Below are 20,454 nucleotides of genomic sequence, written 5' to 3'. Positions count from 1 at the left end.
GAATTTAAATAGTAATAAATGCACTACAAAAAATTAGAGGCCGTTACAAGTACTAAATAATTTTAACTACAATTTTTTCCATAGTTATCATTCATTCCATACCTCTAAATGACTCTAAATTCCCACGGACTTTAATCCAGACGCATAAAACGTTGCAAATTGACGAGCTGAATTTCAACTGCCAATCTAGTAGAAACTTGATATAACAAGTGTTTCAACGTCATTTGACCAGACGAAACCCCTATCATTCTTACCCTTTGTAAGCATACAATAGGGGGTTTTTGATGTCAATTGGTAATGGTGAAAAACTTAACACAGTGTAATTCCTTGTCAAATTGTTGACAAATTTATGTATAGATATACATAATATAAACTCTATTTTTTTCGTATACGTATAAATTAGCTATTTTGCACACCTTTTTCGTTTTCTATATTAATGGAAGCGTTTAGAAAAAAATTTTTATGCATTGATAGCAATTTTAGCTGTAGAAAAGAAAAAAAGAGAATAATTTCTATCAAATTTGATGTCTGAATTTTCTGTTGAAGAAATTTTTATTACTTATTCAAAAATTTTAACAATGATTCAACAATTCGTTGTGAGGCAAACCCATCACCATATGGATTCGATGCATGTGCCATCGCATCATATGCTTCTTTATTTGTTAATAATTCTTTCGCCATTGTATAAATGACTTCTTCATTTGTTCCAGCAAGTTTTAATGTTCCTGCTGCAATTCCTTCAGGACGTTCTGTTGTGTCACGCAGTACTAATACCGGTTTACCAAGTGACGGCGCTTCTTCTTGCACACCACCAGAATCCGTTAAAATCATGAACGAACGTGCTGCAAAGTTATGGAAATCAAATACTTCCAATGGTTCGATTAAATGTACGCGTGGGTTGTCACCTAGTACTTCGTTGGCTACTTCACGTACAGCTGGGTTCATATGCACAGGATACACTACTTGAATGTCATCATGTTCAGCCAGTAAACGCATAATCGCGTGGAACATATTGCGCATTGGATCACCTAAGTTTTCACGACGGTGCGCTGTTAATAGAATCATGCGATCTGTTCCCATTTTTGAAAGTACTGGATGTGAGTAGTGTTCACTAACTGTTGTTTTTAATGCATCGATTGCAGTATTTCCTGTTACAAAAATTGCTTCGTCTACTTTATTTTCTTTCAATAAATTTTGACGTGATTGTTCTGTTGGTGCGAAGTGTAAATCTGCCATCACACCTGTTAATTGACGGTTCATTTCTTCTGGATATGGTGAATATTTTTGGCCTGTACGTAACCCTGCCTCTACATGTCCAATTGCAATTTGATTGTAAAAAGCAGCTAAGCTTCCAACAAAAGTTGTCGCTGTGTCACCGTGTACTAATACGATGTCTGGCTTCGCTTCTTTCATAACACGGTCTAAACCAGTTAAGGCATTCGTTGCTACATCGACTAATGTTTGGCGATCCTTCATAATATTAAGGTCATAATCTGGTGTGATTTTGAATGTTTCTAACACTTGATCAAGCATTTGACGGTGTTGTGCAGTTACAGTCACGATGGATTCAATTTGCTCCGGATGCTTTTGTAGTTCTAATACAAGTGGCGCCATTTTAATCGCTTCAGGGCGTGTACCAAAAATCGTCATTACTTTAAATTTTTTCGTCATGTTAAAGTTCCTTCCATTTAGTCTTTTACTATGAAAAACGCCCGCAACAAACTTGTACGGACGTTTTAAATAATATTATTTTGTTCCGAATAAACGGTCTCCAGCGTCACCTAAGCCAGGTACGATATAGCCGTGGTCATTTAATTTTTCATCTAGAGATGCAATGTAAATATCTACATCTGGGTGTAAGCGTTGAATTTCAGCTACACCTTCTGGAGCTGCAATTAAGCACATGAATTTAATGCTTTTCGCGCCGCGTTTTTTCAGTGAGTTGATCGCTTCAATTGCTGAACCGCCTGTTGCAAGCATTGGGTCAACAATGATGAAGTCACGTTCTTCCACATCAGCAGGAAGTTTTGCATAATATTCTACTGGTTTTAAAGTTTCTGGATCACGGTAAAGACCGATGTGACCTACTTTAGCAGCAGGAATTAATTTTAATACGCCATCTACCATGCCGATACCAGCACGTAAGATTGGAACGATTGCAATTTTCTTACCTGATAAAACTTTTGCCTTTGCTTTTGTTACTGGTGTTTCCACTTCAATTTCTTCTAATGGTAAATCACGAGTAATTTCAAATGCCATTAATGTTGCCACTTCGTCAACTAATTCACGAAATTCTTTTGTACCTGTTTCTTTATCTCGAATATAAGTTAACTTATGTTGAATTAATGGGTGGTCAAATACGTATACTTTGCTCACTGTGACATCTCCTAACTGTTGTGGTGAAGGCTAACAATCAGTATGGGCTTCCACCCTGATTGAAGTTTCACTTTATCTAAATTAGTATAACAGAAAAGAGCGTATGCGAAAACCATCGTTATGATGTTTTCAAAATGTTCGTTTTTTCTAATACCATTAATGGTTAAACTGGATTTTTTTAGAATGTATTTGTTCGTCTAACAACTTTGAAGCATCCTCGATCGATAGTGGTCGTGAATAATAAAAGCCCTGTATGACATCACATTCTAGTTCTTTTAAAATAGTCGACTGCTCTAATGTTTCGACCCCTTCTGCAATAACGGTCATGTCGAGCATATGCGCAATTTGGATAATCGATTTGACGATTGTTTGCGTTGCGAGCTCATCAATTTTCCGCGAAAAACTTTGGTCTATTTTTAATTCGTCAAATGAAAACTTTTGTAAATAGCTAAGCGACGAATAACCGATTCCAAAATCATCTACACTTGTTGATATTCCAAGCAATCGAAGCTTTGTTAAAATGATTTTCGCCCGTTCAAAATCAAACAAACTCATCGATTCGGTAATTTCAATAATTAGAAAGTGAGGGTCCGCATAGTATTGTCCTATTAAGCTTTTTAATTTTGGGATAAACAACGGATGATAAAAATGTTCTGGTGATATATTAATCGCAATCGGAACAATGCGTTTCCCATCATATTGACGCTGCTGTTGCCACTGCAGTACTTGTTCGATAATTTGTAGCTCGATTTCACGGATTAACCCCGAACTTTCAGCCATAGGAATAAACTCCCCCGGTGAAATAAAGCCGAGCTCCGGTGAAATCCAGCGAGCTAAAGCCTCCATACTCGCAATACGCTCTCTTCGCACTTCAAATTTCGGTTGAAAGTGTGCTGTAATTTGTTTTTGTTGTATCGCTTGTTTTAAATGATTCAATAACAATAATTCACGCTTTACGTTTCGATTAGATTGTTCTATATAATAATTTATTTGCGTACCAGGAACCAATTTAGAATCAGTTAAAGCACTTTCGGCAAAGCGTATGGCATCATATTCAGTATGACCTTGTTCAAATGGGGCAATCCCTATTTTTAATGTCGTATAAATTTGTTGCCCGGCAATAATGAAGGGGCTGTTTGCCGCATCCGTAATCGGTGCATTTCTTGTTTTTTCTATCGTATGAAAATCTATTGGAGTAAACATGATGAGCGAAGAACTCGTAAATCGCGCCACTTCACTATTTTCACTAGCTGATAAGTGTTTCAGCCTCTTACCAAGCTCTTTCAACATGACATCCCCCGCTGGACGGCCAAAAAGCTCTACCACTTTTGAAAATTCCCCAGGTTCAACAATTTTAATAACACCTGTTTTATTTTTTGCCTTGTGTTGTTTAATAATTCTCAAAAACTGCTTATAACTTGGTAAATTCGTATGTGCATCAACTAATGTGAGCTGTGCAATTTGAGTTTGATAACGTTGCATCTTATGGATGAGCTGAACAATCTTTGTTATTTTATCAGTAAACTGTGCGATATTCATATGTTCGTCTTTATGTTGGTCATAATAACAAATAAAATAACCAATTGGATTATTTTTCTTTGTATATACCGGTATGTAATAATGCGCGTTAAATCCCTGATTTGTCACATAATAATGTGTATCCCGATGTAGCGCTAAATGTTCTAAATCTTGCCACCCAATTGGGATTGGATCTTGTAACAACAACTTATATAATTGTCTATCTTCTTGTATTTGAAATTCCTCATTAAATCGTAGAGAAGGTAAATGTTGAATTTCTTTTTCGTATACGACCGTAAAAGTTGTATGTGTTTGATGTATCGCATCTAGTTCTATACATAAATTTTTTAATTTACTACTAAAAGACCCTTCGTGAATAATTAACTCATTTGTAAAATCTAATAATCGGATCATTTTCTCTTCTGATATATACGATGTTAATTCTTTCACCTATTTACCTCCCCCACAAATTATTACAATAGTATCTATCATTTACAGTTATAATTATCATAATCTAATTGACAGTAGTAATACAATATGGCACATTTGAATATTTCGTTAATTCGTCCTCATAGAAACAAAAAAAGCCCTTTTATCTACCTTAAATAGATAAAAAGGCTTTAATTCATTGATTATGCATATAAAGGATATTTTGCAGTTAATGCATCTACGCGTTTACGTGCTTCAACTTTTGTTGCTGCATCTTCTGGATTTTTAAGAACTAATGCAATGATTTTACCTACTTCGATTGCATCCTCTTCATTAAATCCGCGAGTCGTAATCGCTGCTGTACCTACACGAACACCTGAAGTGACGAATGGTGATGCTGTATCGTAAGGAATTGTGTTTTTATTTGTTGTAATCGCTACTTCATCTAACACATGCTCAGCCACTTTACCCGTTAACCCTAAAGATTTTACGTTTAATAGTAATAGGTGATTATCTGTACCACCTGAAACGATTTCAACGCCTTCTTTGATTAATGAATCCGCTAATGCTGCTGCGTTTAATTTAATTTGTTTTGCGTAGTCTTTGAATTCTGGTTGTAATGCTTCACCGAACGCCACTGCCTTCGCAGCGATGACATGCATTAATGGACCGCCTTGAATTCCTGGGAATACTGATTTGTTTAATTCTTTTTCCCATTTTGCATCACGAGCTAAAATCATACCACCACGTGGGCCACGTAATGTTTTGTGTGTTGTTGTTGTAACGAAATCAGCGTATGGTACTGGGTTCATATGCTCACCAGCAGCTACTAAACCTGCGATGTGGGCCATGTCTACCATGAAGTAAGCGCCCACTTCATCCGCAATTTCACGGAATTTTTTAAAATCAATTGCACGCGGATAAGCTGAAGCACCCGCAACGATTAATTTTGGTTTAGATTCTAATGCTTTTTGGCGTACATCTTCATAATCGATGACATTTGTGTCTTCTGTTACACCGTACTCTACGAAGTTGTAAAGAATACCAGAGAAGTTAACTGGTGAACCATGTGTTAAGTGACCACCATGAGATAAGTTCATCCCTAAGACAGTGTCACCTGGTTGTAAGATGGTATGGTAAACCGCCATATTTGCTTGTGCACCCGAGTGAGGTTGTACGTTTGCATACGCGGCACCGAATAATTCTTTTGCACGGTCACGAGCGATATCTTCTACTATGTCAACGAATTCACAGCCACCGTAGTAACGTTTACCTGGGTAACCTTCTGCATATTTATTTGTAAGGTAAGAACCTTGAGCTTCCATAACCGCTTCTGATACGAAGTTCTCTGATGCGATCAACTCGATGTTTGTATTTTGACGCTTTTTCTCTAAAAGAATTGCGTCTAAGATTGCTTTGTCTTGTCCTGCTTTTTCAAATGCCATTTTATATTATCCCCCTAAATATTGTTCCGAAAAATTTTCGGAGTTTCCAATTCAAAATGATTAATTAAGTGTGCCTTTAAAGGTTTACTTTATATTGCGCACGTTCGCCACCAATTAGTTTTGGACGTGTTGTAGCTAATGTAATCACTGCGTTTCCTATTTGTTTTACAGATGTTCGAATTGGGACGGCTACAGCTTTTAACTGCATACCGATTAATGTTTGTCCAATATCGATTCCTGCATGTGCTTGAATTGTTTCAACAACTACAGGTGACTTCATCTGTGTATAGGCATACGCGGACATAGAACCTCCAGCTGTACGTACTGGCACAACGGAGACGGGTTCTAAATGGTATAGATTGGCGGCATCCTCTTCAAGCGTTAATGCTCGATTGATATGCTCGCAGCCTTGAAAAACTAAATAAAGCTTATGTTTTTGCGCAAATTTCGAGAATTCCTCATAAAGAGCTTGCGCAACATCGAGTGCTCCAGCAGTTCCAATTCTTTCACCAATGACTTCAGAAGTAGAACAGCCAACTACAAATAACTGATTTTCATTAAACTTCACTTGTTGCTCAAATTCTTGTAAAGCTTTCGCTAAACTCTTTTGCAAATCGTGTAAGTTTGTCATCTGCGTCACCTACAATTGCTCTTGTTCAATTTCAGAAATTTTTTCTACGCGGCGAGTATGACGTCCACCTTCAAATTCTGTATTTAACCAAGTAGTAACGATTTCACGTGCAAGTCCTGGGCCGATAACACGTTCACCCATTGCTAATACGTTTGAGTCGTTGTGACAACGTGTTGCTTTTGCTGAAAATACATCATGCACTAATGCACAACGGATCCCTTTAAATTTGTTCGCAGCAATCGAAATACCAATTCCTGTACCACAAATTAAAATACCGCGGTCAAACTCACCTGCTGCAACTTTCTCAGCAACTGGGCGTGCATAGTCTGGATAATCGACTGAATCATTTGATTGTGGACCAAAATCTTCATAGCTGATTGATAGTTCGTCTAATAGCGACATAATTTCTTTGCGTAAATTATTGCCACCATGATCGGAAGAAATCGCAATTTTCATGTGAAGTTCCCTCTTTCAATTATATTCAACAACAGTGTACCATTTATTGCTTTAGATTAACACGTATTTTAGTGAGAAGTTTTCTGATTTTCGCATAAAATCCGAATATTCTAGCTTACAAATACATAATCGTTAGTTTTTTGCGTATATTTGACGATTTGGTTGTCAGTAACATACGGAAATCGCATTAATTATTTTGTTTCTGGATTTAATAAGGGTGGGGGTGTTTTATGTATAGGGGGATATTAATGAAGTGGTGATTCGGGCATAGTCATTTGGCGGGTTCTTCGCACGCAAGCCGCACAGCCAAGATAATGTCACAATCTGTCTTTTTGTAAAATCGGGGAAATCATAGTGAATTCATCCTTTATTAAAGTGGTTATTCAAGCATAGTCATTTGGCAGGTTCTTCGCACGCAAGCCGCACAGCCATGTTGCACATGTCTGTACAACTCGCCTTTGTGCTTCGTGAAAGACCTGCCAATACATGGTGTTATCCATTTTCCTTTTGCTTATATTCACGTGCTGGCGCTTACAGTGGTAGGCGCCAGTCTTCTAAATTCATCGAATCTTCCTTATAAAGTTGAGAAAGATACAGTTCAGTGAATCTGCCTTTTATTAAAGTGGTTATTCAAGCATAGTCCATTTGGCAGGTTCTTCGCACGCAAGCCGCACAGTCATGTTGCACATGTCTGTACGACTCGCCTTTGTGCTTCGTGAAAGACCTGCCAATACTTGGTGTATCCATTTTCCTTTTGCTTGTATTCACGTGCTGGCGCTTACAGTGGTAGGCGCCAGTCTTCTAAATTTATCGAATCTTCCTTATAAAGTAGAGAAAGTTCAAATGGATCTGCCTTTTATTAAAGTGGTTATTCAAGCATAGTCATTTGGCGGGTTCTTCGCACGCAAGCCGCACAGCCATGTTGCACATGTCTGTACGACTCGCCTTTGTGCTTCGTGAAAGATCCGCCAATATTTAGTGTATCCATTTTCCTTTTGCTCGTATTCACGTGCTGGCGCTTACAGTGGTAGGCGCCAGTCTTTTTATTGGGTGAATCTTTTTATACAGTAGGGTTTATCATAGTGAATTCATCCTTTGTTATAGGGGTGATTCGGGTGTTTCGTTTGGGCGGGCGTAGCACACATTCACAAAGCCTCTTTCGGTCTTCTAATGAAAGGGTTATTCAGGTGTAGTCATTTTTGGCAGGTTCTTCGCACGCAAGCCGCACAGTCATGTTGCACATGTCTGTACGACTCGCCTTTGTGCTTCGTGAAAGACCTGCCAATACTTGGTGTATCCATTTTCCTTTTGCTTATATTCACGTGCTGGCGCTTACAGTGGTAGGCGCCAGTCTTCTAAATTTATCGAATCTTCCTTATAAAGTAGAGAAAGATACAGTTCAGTGAATCTGCCTTTTATTAAAGTGGTATTCGGGTGTTTCGTTTGGGCGGGCGTAGCACATTCACAAAGCCTCTTTCAGTCTTCTAATGAAAAGGTTATTCAGGTGTAGTCATTTTTGGCAGGTTCTTCGCACGCAAGCCGCACAGCCATGTTGCACATGTCTGTACGACTCGCCTTTGTGCTTCGTGAAAGACCTGCCAATATAAGGTGTATCCATTTTCCTTTTACTTATATTCACGTGCTGGCGCTTACAGTGGTAGGCGCCAGTCTTTTTATTGGGTGAATCTTTTTATAAAGTAGGTAAAATCACAATGTATTTATCCTACCATTATAGAATATGAAGGCTTCGACAACTATTGAACCTTATCTATCCATATATTCACCCCCTTACAAAAAGAGAATCTGGGACAGTCCCTTTCACACTTAATTCAAAGGACTCACTTTAAAAGAAAAACGGCGCCTTTGCTCGCCAACAGCGCCGCCCCTGAATACATGTAAAAGTAGAATGGACTATCCTTTGATTTGGCAGGCCTAGCATACCGCAACAGTATCAGTAGTAGGGACACGTACCACGTGACCCTGCTGTTGATATGCGGTCGCCTGCCAAAACCCAATACACTTTTATAACATCTTTATTAGAAAATAATTAGCTCTGACAATCCCTTTGATCTACCAAATTCAAAGGACTCGCTTCAAAGAAAAACGGCGCCTTTGCTCGTCAACAGCGCCGCCCCTGAATACATGCAAAAGTAGAATGGATTAAACTTTGATTTGGCAGGCCTAGCATACCGCAACAGTATCAGTAGTAGGGACACGTACCACGTGACCCTGCTGCTGATATGCGGTAGCCTGCCAAAAAAACGATACACTTTCATAACCTCTCTATTAGAAGATGACTAGCTCTGACAATCCCTTCAACCCACCAAATTCAACGGACTCGCCTTAAAGAAAAACGGCGCCTTTGCTCGCCAACAGCGCCGCCCCTGAATACATGTAAGAGCATAATGGACTACACTTTGATTTGGCAGGCCTAGCACAAGGCGCAAAGAAGAGTCGTACAGATATGTGCAACATATCTTTGCGACTCTGGGCGCCCAGCCTGCCAAAAAAACGATACACTTTCATAACCTCTCTATTAGAAGATGACTAGCTCTGACAATCCCTTCAACCCACCAAATTCAACGGACTCACTTTAAAAGTAAACGGCGCCTTTGCTCGTCAACAGCGCCGCCCGTGAATACATGCAAAAGCAGAATGGATTACACTTTGATTTGGCAGGCCTAGCACAAGGCGCAAAGAAGAGTCGTACAGATATGTGCAACATATCTGTACGACTCTGGGCGCCAGCCTGCCAAAACCCGATACACTTTCATAACCTCTCTATTAGAAGATGACTAGCTCTGACAATCCCTTCAACCCACCAAATTCAACGGACTCGCTTCAAAGAAAAACGGCGCCTTTGCTCGCCAACAGCGCCGCCCCTGAATACATGCAAAAATAGAATGGACAATCCTTTGATTTGGCAGGCCTAGCCCAAGGCGCAAAGAAGAGTCGTACAGATATGTGCAACATATCTTTGCGACTCTGGGCGCCCAGCCTGCCAAAACCCGATACACTTTCATAACATCTCTATTAGAATATGACTAGCTTGACAATCCCTTCAACTCACAAAATTCAACGGACTCACTTTAAAAGTAAACGGCGCCTTTGCTCGTCAACAGCGCCGCCCCTGAATACATGCAAAAGTAGAATGGATTACACTTTGATTTGGCAGGCCTAGCACAAGGCGCAAAGAAGAGTCGTACAGATATGTGCAACATATCTTTGCGACTCTGGGCGCCCAGCCTGCCATACCCGATACACTTTCATAAACTCTTAATTAGAAGAAAACTAGCTAGGACTATCCCCTTTGCCCCGATATTTAATGAATTAAAAAACCAGCACTCACTTTTAGGCGAGTACTGGTTGCGTCTTAATTCGAACGATCGAATTGTTGAATCATTTTATAGAGCTCGGCTGATTGTTGTTGAAGATTGTTAGCCAATGCTTCGACTTGTTTGATTGCATAGGCTTGTTCAGCTGATGCGGCGCTTACTTCTTGAGCACTTGCTGACGTTTCCTGTGCGATTGCCGCAACTTCTTGGGATTGGCGTGACGTACGCTCAATATTTTTCATTTGTTGATCGACTAAGTTTGAAATGTTCATTACGTTGTCTGTCATTTCATGAATTGCAACCGATACACTATCAACAGCTGCTGTCGTTTCTGAAACGCGTGATGACTCATTTACCGCGAACGCTACTTGTTCATTCATTTGTTTCACGACAATGCTCACGTTTTGCTGCATGGTTTGAATAAGTGTTGTAATACCATGTACGGCGTTGGCACTTTCATCGGCAAGGCCCCGCACTTCTTCTGCTACAACGGCAAAACCTTTCCCATGTTCGCCTGCACGTGCAGCTTCGATCGATGCATTTAATGCTAATAAATTCGTTTGTCCTGCAATATCGCCTACTAGACCAATAATACGCTCTATTTGTTCGGCATTTTTTTCGAGCTCGCGAATGCTTACTAATGCATTTTCATTATTCGTAGCGATTTTTTGAATGCTATTTACGACACCATTGATTGCTTCTGTTGTCGTTGTTAAATTTTCTAATAGATGTTTTGAACGCTCGGCTGAATGCATAGCCTTATCATTTACTCCTGATGCTAGCTCACGCACTTCCTCGATAGCCTCTGCTGTTTCTTGAATGGCGATGGCTGAAGATTCAGCACCTGATGAGATTTGTGAAATATTCATCGTAATTTGTTCAGCATTTCTTGTGACCGATGAACTTTGATCCGATAACTCCCGAATTGTTTCATCGGTCGTTTTGTAATTTCCTTCAATTCCATCCACCATTTTGCGTAAATTTTCCACCATTGCTTGAAACGCTTCTCCAACCGAACGAATTTCATCATTTGTTTTGGGCATTTCAACATCTTTGCCAATTTTACCTTCTGCCACTTCATTTGCTGAATGTTCTAATCGTTGTAACGGTCGAACAATGACCAAACTAAAAACAGCTGCTAGCGCACATGACCAAAAAATTCCTAGCACGTATGTAATAATTTGAAATAGGCTACTGCTTGTTGACTCAAAGAACGTAGGACGTAAATATTCAATAAATACGAAACTACATGTATACGTTACTAATGCTAATATCCCAACGAACAGAACCAGTTTTCTGCGTAAACTAAATAATTTTTTTTCTGATTTCATCTAGATTTCCTCCTCCATCTTTAATTTAATTTCTAGTTTGTTAATAGCTTCGTTTAACTGTTCAAATGTTTGCTTGTACACAAAGAAATCTCCGCCAAATGGATCTTGAATATCATGAGCATCCCCAGGCATCGCAAATTCCTTTAGTGTATATGTTTTTCCATGTGCTTCTTCAAATGAATATAAAATTTTTGCTTTATGTGCGGTCGTCATCGTTAATATTAAATCTGCCCACTCAGCATCTTGCTCGTTAAATAACGAAGACTTGTGATTAGTTTTTATATTTTCTTGATTCAGTACAGCATTTGCATGTTCAGATATCGGACTTCCTTCATAGGCATAGATTCCGGCCGAACGCACTTCAACCCCTTTTATAGATTTGCTTTTTAAAATTGCTTCTGCCATTGGACTTCTACAAGTATTTCCCGTGCAAACAAAGTAAATATTCATCGTGACCACTTCCCTTATCTTACCATTTTATTAGCAATATACTCATTACAATTAATATTAATCCTGCAACCCTTTTAAATATATAGCTTTTTAACAACTCAGATCTTTGTGCGATTAATAGTGAAATATAGGATAATATAAATGTAGCTACCCCTGCACTAATAATAAAAACAGATTTTTCTAAATTTAGCATACCAAAAGAAAGGCTAACTGAAAAGGTATCTAAACTTGCGAATATAGCGATTATTGGTAATGGAATTAAGGGTACGTCTACGTTTTTAGATGATAATAATAATTGCAATCCAACAAAAAATAATAATAAAGAAGAAAGTGGCATTGTCCAACTTGCTAAAAAGTTTGATGCCCACTCACCAAATCGGAATCCTAAAAATGGAAAAAGCATGTGAAGAAAGGCTGTCCACAGTGCTAGTAAAAATTTAGCACGTACTTTTGATGAGATTAAATAGAGGGCAACAACATCAAATGACATTAAAATACCTGCGATAATTTCTTGCACGCAGCTCTCCTTTCATTAAAGTTCTGCTGTAATTTATGCATTTACAGTGCCCATTATCCATCTAGAATGAAATAAGGGAGATACCGTCAACTAAACTTACGGTATCTCCCTTATTCATATCTATATTTATTTAAATTCAGTCGTTGTATACCATTTACCACCAGCAGCTTTTTCGAGACGGTTCATAATGGCGGTTCCGACACCTTTTTTAGTCGTTGCTGTTGCCAAAATAATCGTCGCTTCTGTTTTATCGCATGCACGTAAAGCATCATACAATCGTGCACTCATTTGTTGCATATCCTCTTTATCCCCTAAAGAGAAATAGTGATCCGCTTCAAATGTTTCGAAGCTTTGAGGTGCTAATAATGCCACTTGATGATTGGCCTGTTTCAATTGTTGAAGGGCTTGCTGTACGAGTTGTTCATCAGGCTCAATTAAATAAACAGGTGCATTCGGTGCATAATGTGTATATTTCATACCGGGCGCTTTTGGTGTTGATTCGATTTTTTGTTGTTCAAAGTTTGGTTCTAGTACAGGACCAATTACTTGTTCCAACATTTCCTTCGTCACGCCACCTGGACGTAAAATAACAGGTTGCTCTAAAGTGACATCCAAAACGGTCGATTCCACACCGATACCTGTCATACCTCCATCTAGAATACATGGAATTAACCCCGATAAATCTTCAAATACATGACTGGCTTTTGTAGGACTTGGTTTGCCGCTACGGTTCGCACTCGGAGCAGCCAGTGGTTTTTTAATCGTTTGTAATAGCTGTAATGCCACTGGATGATTCGGCATACGAATACCGACTGATTGTAATCCAGCCATCACACTTGGTGCTAAAACATTCGGCTTCGCTTGCAATATGAGCGTTAATGGTCCTGGCCAAAATGCAGCCATACATTTTTTCGCAACATCGGGTATTTGCTCTGTGTAAAGCTCGACTTCTTCAAATGTACCGATATGTACAATAAGTGGGTTATCAGAAGGGCGACCTTTTGCTGCAAAGATTTTCTTCACTGCCACGTCATCCGTCGCAACTGCACCTAACCCATAAACTGTTTCTGTTGGAAATGCGACTACTTCTCGATTATTTAAGAAATTCACAGCTTGTGCATAATTTTCAGAATTATCCACATTCTTATCCACATGTAATTGAATTGTCTCCATGGGATAACCCCCTTTCTAATGCGTTTTTTAAATTTCTATCCACAATTTGTTAATAATTAACAACCGATTGTGCATAAGTTTCCATTAACTGTGATTAACTTTTTGTTTCTTTTTTTGAAACCATTCATAAAAATATGATGGTGGTCTTTCTTTTTCAGATTGTTGTTGTTGTGGTATACAAAGCGTTGGAAACACTGCACAGAACCAGTTTTCTCCCCGCCCACTACCAATTTTATAAACGACTGAATGATACCTGTTTTGTGGATAAAATTGCGCATTTTGAATTTTTGCTGGAATTAAGTTATCCCCAATTAACATTTCCACATGTATATCTGGATAAGTTTTCTGAATTTCTTGATAAATTCGTTCGAAACTGTGGATATGTTCGGGATTAACCTCATTTTCGCGTATAAATGTCTGAATATTATCCACAATTAATTGTTTTTGCTGTTGATCACTTTTTGAAGAGCTATTGGCAATAACCCTTATTTTTAAGCTTTCCGACTCTTTAAGCTGAATTGCTTGCACATCCTCTACAAAGCCCGGTACAAAACTAGCAACCCCATATAATATTAATAAACTAGCAACGAATTGCAGTATTTTTCCTAATAGCGCTGTATTCTTTTTTTGAATCTCGTAATCATTTAACATATCAATTCCTCCCTTGCTAGCAATTGTTAGCAAAGAAGAAAGAATTTATTCATAAATCTCGCAAAAAACCATTCGATCTTTTTTATTAATATCTTTTACGATTGAAACTTGTGCTTGTGGAAAACTATTTTTAAATAATTCTGCTACTGCTTGTCCTTGTGTATAACCAATTTCAAGTCCGATTAATGCTGGCTTATTCATTAATGCAGGTAAATTTTCCGCTAATTTCCGGTATAAGATTAACCCGTCTTCATCTGCAAATAAGGCACTATGTGGTTCATGCTCGACAACAACATCTGACATGTCCTTCATATCATCAAATGCAATATACGGGGGATTTGACAAGACAATATCCCACTTTTCTTCTGAAATCGGGGTTGTAAGGTCGCCTAATTTAAACGTAATAGCTGCACCTAGCTGATTTGCATTTTTTTGAGCGGTAATTAGTGCTGCTTCTGAAAGATCCGTTGCTGTTACATCAAGCGTTGGCTGCTCTTTCTTCATCGTAATCGCAATCGCACCACTACCTGTTCCAATATCAGCTAGCTTGAGGTTTTTAGTTTCCCCAAAAAGCTTTTGCATACGCGCTAACGATCCGACGATTAATTCCTCTGTTTCTGGTCTCGGGATTAATACTGATTCGTCGACTGAAAATGTACGACCGTAAAATTCCTCTACACCCATAATATATTGCACAGGTTGTCCTTTAACATGAAGTTCGATATAGGACTGGAAAAGTGTGGCTTGTTCATCGGTCATCGCATCATGCATTTTCATCATAAGCCCTGAATAATTCGTCTGTAAAATATGCTGCAGTAATAGGCGTGCAGCATTTCCTTCGCGACCATTTTCCTCTAAAAAAGAAGAAGCCCCATTCAGGGCCTCAAAAATTGTTTTATACATTTTCATTTAAGTTCGCTAAGCGTTCTGCTTGTTCATCTAAAATTAGTGCATCGATGATTTCATCCAGTTTTCCTTCAACGATTTGGTCTAATTTTTGAATCGTTAAACCAATACGGTGATCTGTTACACGGTTTTGCGGATAGTTGTAAGTACGGATACGTTCAGAACGGTCGCCTGTTCCGACTGCTGACTTACGAGTAGAATCGATTTCAGCTTGTGCTTCTGCACGGTGTTTTTCTGCTACACGTGCCACTAAAATTTTCATCGCTTTTTCACGGTTCTTAATTTGAGAACGCTCATCTTGCATCGATACAACAACCCCTGTAGGTAAATGGATCATACGTACAGCAGACATCGTTGTATTTACCGACTGACCACCAGCACCAGAAGAGGCGAATGTATCAACACGGATATCTTTATCATGAATTTCAACATCTTCTACATGCATTTCTGGAAGACATGCTACTGTTGCAGTAGATGTGTGAATACGGCCTTGTGATTCAGTTGCTGGGACACGTTGTACACGGTGTGCTCCGTTTTCATATTTGAATTTAGAGTAAGCTCCTTGCCCATTAATCATAAAGATAACTTCTTTATAACCACCAGCTGGGTTTGGTGTAGCTTCCATAATATCAATTTTCCAGTTTTGTGTTTCTGCATAACGTGTATACATACGGAATAAGTCGCCTGCGAAAATATTGGCCTCATCGCCACCTGCTGCACCACGAATTTCCATAATTACGTTTTTCGAATCATTCGGGTCTTTTGGAATTAATAAAACACGTAAACGTTCCTCAAACTCAGGAAGTTGCTTATTTAATTCGTTAAACTCTTCTTTTACCATTTCGAACATTTCTGGATCTTTTTCCATCTCCAACATTTCACGTGCATCGGCAAGTTGTTCTTTAACTAATTTGTATTCACGGTAAACCGCAACCATATCTTGAATGTCTGATTGCTCCTTTGAATATTCACGTAATTTCTTTGTATCACTTACGATATCCGGGTCACTTAATAATTCATTTAGTCTTTCGTAACGGTCTTCAACCGCCTGTAAACGATCAAACATCTATTTCACCTCAAAATTTATTTTCAACGATTTGTTTATTTTGCGCTCAGTTTTCCTTAAAAAATCTACCTACATAAGTATAAAGAAATTATGCTCGTGTTGCTACCTATATGCGTAAAACTTTCGTAAAATAATGCTTATTCGCAAATTTTAAAGTGGTGGGTTGCTGTGACATTTGCGGCAAACGGGGTAATAACTATCATTACCCCCAATTTGAATTTGATCACCTGCACGTACGGGTTTTTTATTTTCATCGACGCGTATATTCATCGTCGCTTTCTTATGACAGAACCAGCAAATTGTTTTCATTTCCTCGATTTTGTCTGCATAAATCAACATGTAGCGGCTACCTTCAAATAATTCGTTTTGAAAGTCATTTTTTAACCCAAAGCCCATAACAGGTATATTCAGTTCATCCACAATTTGCGTTAGTTGAAGAACATGCTCCTTTGTTAAAAATTGCACTTCATCTACTAATACACAATATAATTGTTCATCATGGTTTTTTACGATTTCAAAAAGGTTTGTATCTTTAAAGACTGCCGTTGCATTTCGACGTAATCCAATACGACTTGAAACAACGCCCACTTCATCTCGTGTATCAATACTCGATGTAAAAATTAATACGGGTTTGTTTTGTTCTTCATAGTTATGCGCTACTTTTAAAATTTCAATTGATTTTCCACTATTCATCGCACCATGCTTAAAAAATAATTGCGCCATTCTTTCTACCCCTTTTCCAACGGTTTCTTATCGACAAGAAAAAAACCTTGAGCAATTTCCCCAAGGTTAACTATTTTATTTACTTCTTTTATCTTAGCTAGTTTTTTGTGATTCGTCTATTCTTAGTTGTCGTAAAGTTTTATATAAGAACAAAAGTGCTAAAGCGTCCGTTTAGCCCCGAACAGCTTTGGAGGACCCGACAAGAAAGTACGTTCTATCACGCATCAATAGAGGGAACGAAAAGCTCGAGGGGTTGGCGCTTTAGCCTAGACGTGAGATATGCTTTATTTAAAAGTTATCCACACTACGATGGATTTATAATTTCCTTAAAAAATAAAAAGCCCATTTCCACTAGTGTGGAAATGGGCAACGATATTACTTGATACCGTATTTTTTGTTGAATTTATCAACACGACCGTCAGCAGAAGCGAATTTTTGACGACCTGTGTAGAATGGGTGACATTCGTTACAGAACTCGACAGAAATTTTTTCTTTAACTGAACCAGTTTCGAAAGTGTTACCGCAAGAGCATACTACTGTTGCAGTTTTGTATTCTGGATGGATACCTTGTTTCATATTCGTTTTCTCCTCTCGCCCTGAACCATCTGGAACAGAGTATTTCGAACTGCACCTTACATAGCCCGAATATGGCATTGTTTACACAATGTTTCGAGGTCAGCTATATATGTGCACGTTTCATACTTCAAAAATTATAGCAGTATTTTTTTGGTGATGCAACTATTTTATTTTTATTAAACTTAATTATAATAACCCTTTTGTACCTTTAGTTGCTTTTTTCATATCTGTATCTAGCTTTTCAAAAAACTCTTCATTGGATTTTGTTGTGCGAAGCTTACGTAAAAACTTCTCTGTAAAATCAAACGAATCACTAAATGTTTTACGAATTGCCCATAGTTTATCTAACTGATCTTTTGGAATAAGTAACTCTTCTTTTCGTGTACCTGAACGACGAATGTCGATTGCTGGGAAAATACGACGTTCTGCTAAATTGCGATCTAAGTGCAATTCTAAGTTACCTGTCCCTTTGAATTCCTCGTAAATTACTTCATCCATTCGGCTACCTGTATCAACAAGTGCAGTTGCTAAAATCGTTAAGCTACCGCCATCCTCAATATTACGTGCTGAACCGAAGAAGCGTTTTGGACGGTGGAATGCAGCTGGATCAATACCACCTGAAAGTGTACGACCACTTGGAGGAATTACTAAGTTATATGCACGTGCTAGTCGAGTAATCGAGTCCATTAAAATGATAACATCGCGCTTATGTTCTACTAAACGACGCGCACGCTCTAATACCATTTCTGCCACTTTTACATGGTTTTCTGGTACTTGATCGAATGTAGATGATACAACATCTGCATTTACCGAACGTTCAATATCCGTTACCTCTTCAGGACGTTCATCGATTAATAACACGATTAATTCAGCTTCTGGGTGATTCGTTGTAATGGAATTCGCAATTTCTTTTAATAATGACGTTTTACCCGCTTTTGGTGGTGCAACGATTAAACCACGCTGACCAAAACCAACTGGCGCAACTAAATCCATAATACGTGTTGAAATGCTTGATGAAGTTGTTTCTAGTTTGATGTGACGATCTGGGTAAAGTGGCGTTAATCCAGGGAAATGCACACGTTCTTTTGCGATTTCTGGATCTTCTCCATTTACTGCATCTACTTGTAACAAACCGTAATAACGTTCGTTTTCTTTTGGCGGACGTACTTTCCCTGATACTTTATCCCCATTACGTAAATCGAATCGGCGAATTTGTGATGCCGAAATGTAAATGTCTTCTTTAGACGGAGAATAGTTGATTGGGCGTAAGAAGCCAAATCCATCAGTAGGAATAATTTCAAGTACACCTTCCATAAAGAAGAAGCCTTCTTGTTCTGAACGTGATTTTAAAATAGCAAAAATCAGTTCCTTTTTGTTTAATTTGCTGGCATTTGTTAATTTATATTGCTTCGCTAAAGCATATAGTTCTTTTAATGTCATGCTTTCTAATTGAGCAATGGTTAATGCTGACATATTTGTTCTCCAGTCTACCTTAAATTTTTCCATCGCGCTTTGGATACACGAGGTTTTGAAACTTACTTATTTATATTTTAGGAATTTATTAAATTGAGGTACTTTATTTGAAAGATGCCCGGTAGTAATAACCGGGCATTAGTTATAATGAGTTCTACTGAGGTTAAAGGGATTCCATAGCACAACACGAGCTCTCATTATAAAGAAGAATTTATCTAGCAATAACGGGTAAGTGTCACCCTTATTGATCAAAGATTCACTTTATTTTTGTTTATAGTTTGGTTTTTTTGCAATGCTGTGACGGCCTTCGATGAAACGAACTGTGCCTGTTTTTGCACGCATAACCACTGAGTGTGTTAGTGCATATGAGCCTTTGTATTTAACGCCACGTAATAATCCTGTATCTGTAACGGCTGTTGCTGCAAAAATTGCATCATCACCTTTTACTAAATCATCCATCATTAATACTTTGTCAACATCAATGCCCATTTTTTTGCATCGCTCTAATTGTTCATCATTTTCAGGTACTAATTTAGCTTGGAAATCGCCACCTAAACATTTTAACGCTACAGCTGAAATAACACCTTCAGGAGCACCACCCATACCGAACATAATATCGATACCCGTTTCATCAAATGCTGTGTCAATTGCTGCTCCAACATCACCGTCTTGGATGAATTTAATACATGCACCAGCTTCGCGAATTTCATCTACGATTGCTTGGTGACGTGGGCGGTCTAAAAGAATCGCTACGACATCTGAAATGTCTTTATTTTTTGCTTTTGCAACTTGTAATAAGTTATAAGTTACAGAGGCATTAATGTCTACTTTACCTGCTGCTTCTGGACCTACAGCAATTTTTTCCATGTACATATCTGGAGCATTTAAAAGGTTACCACGGTCTGCAATTGCAAGAACTGTCATTGCCCCATTTGTACCCTTCGCTACGATATTCGTACCTTCTAATGGATCTACAGCAATATCAACTTCTGGTCCGCCGTTACGAAGTCCTAGTTCTTCACCAATATAAAGCATCGGTGCTTCATCCATTTCACCTTCACCAATTACAACTGTTGCATGCATTGGGATTGTATCGAACATAACACGCATTGCTGTTGTTGCTGCGTCATCTGCTTCGATTTTTTGACCGCGTCCCATCCATTTTGCAGATGCAATCGCTGCCGCTTCTGTTACACGTACTACTTCCATTGATAAACTACGTTCCATTTTGTGTTTGCCTCCTGTGATCGGTTAAAGCCAAAACTTACAACATTTCACGAGACCAATGCTGTAATAAACTATATAATCAATCTAATTTATTTTAATGAATTCGTAAATCTGTTTTATTGTATCACATTCATTATGAAAAACACATTTCACTAAAGTAAGTGAAATGAT

17 protein-coding genes are annotated in these 20,454 nt (G+C 38.4%); all 17 read right to left on the bottom strand.

Translation table 11 applies throughout. The annotated features are described in order from the left end of the window. Window positions 1–555 precede the first annotated feature (555 nt). Window positions 556–1,671 carry a non-hydrolyzing UDP-N-acetylglucosamine 2-epimerase gene (gene wecB / locus DCE79_RS02370; RefSeq protein WP_108711529.1) on the bottom strand — a complete coding sequence of 372 codons (1,116 nt, stop codon included), beginning with the start codon at window positions 1,669–1,671 and terminating at the stop codon, window positions 556–558. 75 nt (window positions 1,672–1,746) lie between these two features. Then, window positions 1,747–2,376, bottom strand: coding sequence for a uracil phosphoribosyltransferase (gene upp / locus DCE79_RS02365; protein WP_108711528.1), 630 nt, complete (start codon window positions 2,374–2,376; stop codon window positions 1,747–1,749). Between the two features lie 156 nt (window positions 2,377–2,532). Beyond that, the gene (locus tag DCE79_RS02360; protein WP_108711527.1) at window positions 2,533–4,344 is read right to left on the bottom strand and encodes a putative bifunctional diguanylate cyclase/phosphodiesterase; all 1,812 of its coding nucleotides are present in this window, start codon (window positions 4,342–4,344) and stop codon (window positions 2,533–2,535) included. A 182-nt stretch (window positions 4,345–4,526) separates the two neighbouring features. Continuing rightward, on the bottom strand, window positions 4,527–5,768 hold the full coding sequence (gene glyA / locus DCE79_RS02355; RefSeq protein WP_108711526.1) for a serine hydroxymethyltransferase: 1,242 nt from the start codon (window positions 5,766–5,768) through the stop codon (window positions 4,527–4,529). Between the two features lie 76 nt (window positions 5,769–5,844). After that, complete coding sequence (locus DCE79_RS02350; protein WP_108714403.1) at window positions 5,845–6,399, bottom strand: TIGR01440 family protein; 555 nt, start codon at window positions 6,397–6,399, stop codon at window positions 5,845–5,847. 9 nt (window positions 6,400–6,408) lie between these two features. Beyond that, the gene (rpiB, locus tag DCE79_RS02345; RefSeq protein WP_108711525.1) at window positions 6,409–6,855 is read right to left on the bottom strand and encodes a ribose 5-phosphate isomerase B; all 447 of its coding nucleotides are present in this window, start codon (window positions 6,853–6,855) and stop codon (window positions 6,409–6,411) included. 3,373 nt (window positions 6,856–10,228) lie between these two features. Further along, window positions 10,229–11,521, bottom strand: a complete 1,293-nt coding sequence (locus tag DCE79_RS02340; protein ID WP_108711524.1) for a methyl-accepting chemotaxis protein — start codon at window positions 11,519–11,521, stop codon at window positions 10,229–10,231. Next, window positions 11,522–11,926 carry a low molecular weight protein arginine phosphatase gene (locus tag DCE79_RS02335; RefSeq protein ID WP_234417313.1) on the bottom strand — a complete coding sequence of 135 codons (405 nt, stop codon included), beginning with the start codon at window positions 11,924–11,926 and terminating at the stop codon, window positions 11,522–11,524. Between the two features lie 64 nt (window positions 11,927–11,990). Further along, window positions 11,991–12,488 carry a manganese efflux pump gene (locus DCE79_RS02330; RefSeq protein ID WP_108711522.1) on the bottom strand — a complete coding sequence of 166 codons (498 nt, stop codon included), beginning with the start codon at window positions 12,486–12,488 and terminating at the stop codon, window positions 11,991–11,993. A gap of 126 nt (window positions 12,489–12,614) precedes the next feature. Beyond that, the gene (locus DCE79_RS02325) at window positions 12,615–13,661 is read right to left on the bottom strand and encodes an L-threonylcarbamoyladenylate synthase (RefSeq protein WP_108711521.1); all 1,047 of its coding nucleotides are present in this window, start codon (window positions 13,659–13,661) and stop codon (window positions 12,615–12,617) included. Window positions 13,662–13,745: 84 nt separating this feature from the next. Then, window positions 13,746–14,312 (bottom strand): stage II sporulation protein R, encoded by a 567-nt coding sequence (locus DCE79_RS02320; protein ID WP_108711520.1) that lies wholly within the window; start codon window positions 14,310–14,312, stop codon window positions 13,746–13,748. Window positions 14,313–14,357: 45 nt separating this feature from the next. Continuing rightward, window positions 14,358–15,221, bottom strand: coding sequence for a peptide chain release factor N(5)-glutamine methyltransferase (gene prmC, locus DCE79_RS02315; RefSeq protein ID WP_108711519.1), 864 nt, complete (start codon window positions 15,219–15,221; stop codon window positions 14,358–14,360). Beyond that, complete coding sequence (prfA, locus tag DCE79_RS02310; RefSeq protein WP_108711518.1) at window positions 15,208–16,284, bottom strand: peptide chain release factor 1; 1,077 nt, start codon at window positions 16,282–16,284, stop codon at window positions 15,208–15,210. Before prfA ends, prmC begins: the two co-directional genes overlap by 14 nt. A 150-nt stretch (window positions 16,285–16,434) precedes the next feature. Beyond that, entirely contained in the window at window positions 16,435–17,007 is a 573-nt protein-coding gene (locus DCE79_RS02305) for a thymidine kinase (protein WP_108711517.1), read from the bottom strand. A 375-nt stretch (window positions 17,008–17,382) separates the two neighbouring features. After that, window positions 17,383–17,583, bottom strand: a complete 201-nt coding sequence (gene rpmE, locus DCE79_RS02300) for a 50S ribosomal protein L31 (RefSeq protein WP_108711516.1) — start codon at window positions 17,581–17,583, stop codon at window positions 17,383–17,385. Between the two features lie 186 nt (window positions 17,584–17,769). Further along, window positions 17,770–19,056 (bottom strand): transcription termination factor Rho, encoded by a 1,287-nt coding sequence (rho, locus tag DCE79_RS02295; protein WP_108711515.1) that lies wholly within the window; start codon window positions 19,054–19,056, stop codon window positions 17,770–17,772. A gap of 261 nt (window positions 19,057–19,317) precedes the next feature. Next, complete coding sequence (glpX, locus tag DCE79_RS02290) at window positions 19,318–20,283, bottom strand: class II fructose-bisphosphatase (RefSeq protein WP_108711514.1); 966 nt, start codon at window positions 20,281–20,283, stop codon at window positions 19,318–19,320. Between the last annotated feature and the right edge of the window lie 171 nt (window positions 20,284–20,454).

The organism is Lysinibacillus sp. 2017, assembly GCF_003073375.1.
Classification (GTDB): domain Bacteria; phylum Bacillota; class Bacilli; order Bacillales_A; family Planococcaceae; genus Solibacillus.
The sequence above is the reverse complement of the archived record's forward strand: the minus strand, read 5'-3'. Positions and strand labels throughout refer to the sequence as shown.